6 protein-coding genes are annotated in these 4,822 nt (G+C 63.4%); 5 read left to right on the plus strand and 1 reads right to left on the minus strand.

Annotation, left to right across the window (positions count from 1 at the left end):
- Nucleotides 1-77 precede the first annotated feature (77 nt).
- Nucleotides 78-866 (minus strand): recombinase family protein, encoded by a 789-nt coding sequence (locus AYO52_RS17930; RefSeq protein ID WP_082924043.1) that lies wholly within the window; start codon nt 864-866, stop codon nt 78-80.
- A gap of 317 nt (nt 867-1,183) precedes the next feature.
- Here AYO52_RS17930 and AYO52_RS14260 point away from each other — a divergent pair, with 317 nt between their 5' ends.
- From AYO52_RS14260 to AYO52_RS14280, 5 genes are all read left to right on the plus strand, one after another.
- Entirely contained in the window at nt 1,184-2,683 is a 1,500-nt protein-coding gene (locus AYO52_RS14260) for an MFS transporter (protein WP_067718723.1), read from the plus strand.
- Nucleotides 2,684-2,700: 17 nt separating this feature from the next.
- Nucleotides 2,701-3,273 (plus strand): TetR/AcrR family transcriptional regulator, encoded by a 573-nt coding sequence (locus AYO52_RS14265; protein WP_067718726.1) that lies wholly within the window; start codon nt 2,701-2,703, stop codon nt 3,271-3,273.
- 35 nt (nt 3,274-3,308) lie between these two features.
- The gene (locus AYO52_RS14270; RefSeq protein WP_017836493.1) at nt 3,309-3,599 is read left to right on the plus strand and encodes a DUF3817 domain-containing protein; all 291 of its coding nucleotides are present in this window, start codon (nt 3,309-3,311) and stop codon (nt 3,597-3,599) included.
- 201 nt (nt 3,600-3,800) lie between these two features.
- Nucleotides 3,801-4,568 carry a hypothetical protein gene (locus AYO52_RS14275; protein ID WP_067718729.1) on the plus strand — a complete coding sequence of 256 codons (768 nt, stop codon included), beginning with the start codon at nt 3,801-3,803 and terminating at the stop codon, nt 4,566-4,568.
- Between the two features lie 20 nt (nt 4,569-4,588).
- On the plus strand, nt 4,589-4,822 hold a 234-nt coding region (locus AYO52_RS14280; protein WP_156523627.1), incomplete at its 3' end, for a hypothetical protein.

Raw genomic sequence — 4,822 nt, forward strand, 5'->3', positions numbered from 1 at the left:
CGGTCTCGAGCAACGCTGCGATGCGGCCCTTGCCGCACACTGGCGACCACCCATCCATGTCGCTTCCCCTTCCTCGTCTACGTCGTATGTCGTTGGAGGGCGCGGTACAACGTTGACCGTCCGACTTCCAGATCGCGGGCGATCGCTGATGGCCCCTCCCCTGCCTCGATGCGGGCGCGGGCCTTGTCGATCTGCTCGTCAGTCAGGACGCGTTTGCGTCCCTTGTACTTGCCCTTCGCCTTGGCGATGGCGATGCCCTCGGCCTGGCGTTCACGGATGATGGCCCGCTCGAACTCGGCGAACGCACCGAGCAGCGAGAGCATCAGGTCTGCTCGAGGATCCTGGGCGCCGGCGGCGTAGGTGGCCCGCTCGTGGACGAACTCCACACTGGCGCCCTTGGCGGTGATCTCGCCGACGATCTGCTTGAGATCAACCAGAGAACGGGCGAGCCGGTCCATCGACGCAACAACCAGCTCGTCACCGTCCCGGAGATACCTGATGCACTCTTCTAGCTTCACGCGATCGGCACGCGAGCGAGCGGACTGTTTCTCGACGTAGACCCGGTCGCACTCCCCCACCGCTTCGAGCTGACGCGCCTCGTTCTGATCGGCCGCCGACACCCGCACGTACGCCACTCGCTGCCCACGAGGACGCGAGGCCCGGCGAGCCGGCTTCGGATCCGGCTTTGGCTTTCGTTTCGGGTTCTGCTCGATGATGTTCTCCGAGTCCGTCGACTCCACCCGAAAGCTCCAGCCCAACTCGTCCCGGCGCCGGAACCGAGTCCGCTCTTTCCCGCGGCTGACGATGAGCACCTCCTCGCCACCGTCACCCGAACGGTTCAAGAGCGTCCCGATCCGATCGGCCATCGAAGAGACCCTTTCGCCCGGAATCTGTATCAGTAGATATTAGACCCGATGGGAAGGTGTTTCATAAATGTCGAACTGGACCCTGTGACACAGCAGCAATGGTCGGCGGCATATCGTCCTGCACGGGTGTACCCAACTGAGGCACCAGCTCGTCCGGTTTTGCCTGCATCGAAGTGCCGCGCCTTCGCTCTAGAACCTTCCAAGCTTCGCCGCCCGCACGCCATGCATAGCGCGCGCCGTGAGTCTCTCCCTCCGTCGACTTAACTACACCATCCATCCGGTACAGTTATGTCGTTCACGACGAGGGGAAGACGCGCATGTCCGCGATGACGAAGAGGCGACGCTGGTCGCTGCTGGTGACGGTTGGAGCAGGTCTGCTGCTGATCACCTTGGATAACTCGATTCTCTACACGGCCCTGCCGACGCTGACTGAGGAACTGCAGGCTTCGAACACACAGAACCTCTGGATCATCAATGCCTACCCCCTGGTGATGGCGGGGCTGTTGCTGGGCAGCGGAACCCTGGGGGATCGCATCGGCCACACGCGGATGTTTGTTGTCGGTCTGGTGATCTTCGGACTGGCTTCCCTGCTGGCAGCGTTCGCTCCGTCACCCGAGGTCCTGATCGCTGCGCGTGCTGTGCTCGCTGTCGGTGCGGCAGCGATGATGCCGGCCACCCTGGCGCTGATCCGCACCACTTTCACGGTCGAGCGTGAGCGCAATATCGCCATCGCGGTCTGGGGAAGTATGTCGGTCATCGGGTTCGCCCTCGGCCCGATTATTGGCGGCACACTCCTTGAGTTCTTCTGGTGGGGCTCGGTGTTCTTGATCAACGTGCCCGTTGTGGTGCTGGCGCTGGTCGCTACCTGGCTGATCCGCCCGGCCAACGACCCGGATCCCTCGAAGCGATGGGATGCCATCTCCTCGATCTTGGTGATGATCGGGCTTGTCGGAACGGTGATGGCCATCAAAGAGATCGGCCACGCGCCGCCCTCGGCAACGACCACCATTGTTGCGCTGCTCGTTGCTGCCATCGGGTTCTGGCTGTTCGTGCGCCGTCAGCGAGGTATGGAGCAACCTCTGTTGGAGTTCTCCATCTTCGGCAACCCGGCGTTCACTGCCGGAGTGCTGGCCGCGTCGTTCGCGATGTTCGCGATCGGGGGCATCCAGCTCGTCACCACGCAGCGATTCCAGCAGGTCGCCGGATTCAGCCCGCTGGAAGCTGGGCTCTTGGTCGCCGCGATCGCCGTGGGCACGTTGCCGACAGCGCTCCTGGGGGGCGCGTTCCTGCACCGCACCGGACTGCTCGCGCTCATCACCGGCGGTCTCGCCTTCGCCACCGGCGGCGTCGTGGTGACGGTCATCGGATTCCAGTCGTCCTTCGGCGTGCTGATCCTCGGACTGCTGTTGACCGGAGCTGGTATCGGAGCCGCCTTGGCGGTCGCCTCCACCGCGATTATCGGGAACGTGCCGGTGCGCCGAGCAGGCATGGCCGCCTCGATCGAAGAAGTCTCCTACGAGTTCGGCAGCCTCATTGCAGTGTCCGTGCTCGGGAGCCTGCTCACGGCTATCTACGGCGCACGCGTCGTTCTACCCGACGGCGCCCCGGACGCGGCTGGCAACAGCATCGCTGAGGCACAGGCTGCTGCGCAGGGTGACGCAGAGATCCTCCAGGCGGCGGCGACGGCTTTCGACTCCGCCTACCTCGTTGTGATGCTGGTCGTCGCAGTCGTTCTCGCGGTGGGCGCAGTCATCACCGGAGTGCTTCTGCGCCGGTACCTGCCTGGCACCCAGTCACAGCTGCACTCCGAGCACTGACCGAGAAAGGACCGCCCATGCGGACCAGTAAACGGGACACGATCCTCAAGGCCGCCCTCAGCGTTGTCGAGACCGACGGCGTCACGGCGCTCACGTACGAATCCGTCGCCGCCGCCTCCGGACTCACCAAAGGCGGGCTGCTCTACCACTTCCCCTCGAAGGACGCCATGATGCTCGCGCTGCACGAACATCAAGCCCAGCACTGGGACGAGGAGATGATCCACGCACTGGGCAAGGACCCGGATGAGGCATCGCAGGATGAGCGACTCGCCGCCTATGCCCGAGTCAGCGCCCGCGGCGCCACCGGCGCGGAGTTACTGCTTATGCTCGAAGCGAGCACCGACAGCGAGCTCAGCAAGCCGTGGAAACGAGTCATCACTCGCTGGGTCCCCGACCCCGCCAGCATCGACCCGACCGACCCTCGGGCACTGCAGAAGATGGTCGCCTACCTCGCTGCCGACGGTCTTTGGCTCAGCGAATCCGTCGGCGCGATCCCACTACCCCACCAGCTGCGCGCCGCGCTGGCAGAGCACCTCGCCCGCTCCGTCGCGGACGCAGACGAACTCCCGAGCAACGAGGCGAACCAATGAGCGCAAGCACCCAGTAGCGTTATGGACTTCCGCTTGTGGCAAGAGTCTCCATCGTCGCGGCCTTTCTCGAAGCCTTCACCTGGGCTGGTCTGCTCGCGGGGATGTTCCTCAAGTACGTGACGGGCACAACCGACGTCGGTGTCAGCATCTTCGGCGCCCTGCACGGCGGCATGTTCCTCATCTACCTCGCCATAGCGCTCATCACCGCCATCACCCTGCGGTGGCCATGGCGGGTCACAGCTCTCTCGATCATCGCCGCGGTACCGCCACTGACGACCATTCCCCTGGAGATCTGGCTACGTCGACGAGGACACCTCAGCTGCTGACGATGACACTGCCGCCCTCGCATCGGCGGCAGGACTCTCGACCACGGACGGCCAGACCACGCTTGTCATCGGTACCACCAACTAAAGCCGCCACGGAGCATCGACAGAACACCGCCATTTACCGGCGAAGGTCACAGGAGACGGCGGTTCAGAAGCCTCTGACTTGGAAGGTAGCCGACCTGGACGCACGGCGATCTCGAGGTGTCGGTCGACGTCGGGCTGGATACGCTCACGCCTGTGACGAAGATTCGGCAATCGTGGAGATCGTTCACCAGCGCGGGGAAACTCTGCCTTGTCGCCTCGTTCGCCGGCGGTGCGATACTGGCTGGTTTCCTGTGCTTCAACCCGCCTTGGTTCCTGTTCAACGGACCCGGTGGCAGCGAGGCTGCGCGGGTGAACTTCGCGTCGGCGTTCGCGAGTTTCCTAATGGGTCTGCCGACAGCTCTGGTGGCCTTCAACGCGGTCGCCCGGCACGCAACAGCCAGGACGGAGCGGAGAGACGCGATCGAATCTGTTGAGCCAGCGCTGAGGGCCGTGAAGCGGGCGGTGAACTGGCGCCTCCCGGACGCCCTTCTGCTGCGACTCCCCGAGCGGCTACAGCGCGTATGGATCGAGAGATGCTTGCGGCGCCTTCAGCGAGCTACGACTGTCTGGGGGTCTGCGATTCAGAGCATTGACGCCACAGTGATCACCGGACAGCACAGCATCGCTGGCGCGAAGGCCCTGGACCCAAATGTGTCGCCGTCTAGATCCTGTGGTGGCTCTCTGCACTTGAGCCTCGACAGATTCGACGCGGTGGACTCAATCGTATTGAAGGATCATTCGGTCACCGAACGGGTCGCAGCCATGTCCAAGTCCCGCGACTTGGCGCGAAGGGACATCCGCAACTGCGAGTCCGCGATCAAGTCGATCATTTTCAATTCGCCACTAAACTTGGACTGGAACGAGCAGCGCACTCACACTCAGTGAAGGCATGAGAAGATGCCTGCATGACCGAACACCAGCGGAGCAGTGGTTTCGAGGTGGCTGCCGAAGCGACCGAGACGGTGCCGAGGCACGTGTGGGAGTTCGCCAATGAGCAGGACGAGCTCAAGAGGGCCGCCGATCAGATGCGGAACTACCTGACTGAATTGTCGACCGAAGGCTTGATTCCTGTACATACGATCGAGACGCGGGCGAAGAGCCTCACCTCATACATAGATAAGTGGCTCTTCGCATCTAAG

The sequence above is a fragment of the Dietzia sp. 111N12-1 genome (genome assembly GCF_001658045.1).
Classification (GTDB): domain Bacteria; phylum Actinomycetota; class Actinomycetes; order Mycobacteriales; family Mycobacteriaceae; genus Dietzia; species Dietzia kunjamensis.

Excerpts from the sequence above, each read along its gene's own strand:
- AYO52_RS17930 (WP_082924043.1), bottom strand. The coding sequence starts at position 866 with ATGGCCGATCGGATCGGGACGCTCTTGAACCGTTCGGGTGACGGTGGC.
- AYO52_RS14260 (WP_067718723.1), top strand. The coding sequence starts at position 1,184 with ATGTCCGCGATGACGAAGAGGCGACGCTGGTCGCTGCTGGTGACGGTT.
- AYO52_RS14265 (WP_067718726.1), top strand. The coding sequence starts at position 2,701 with ATGCGGACCAGTAAACGGGACACGATCCTCAAGGCCGCCCTCAGCGTT.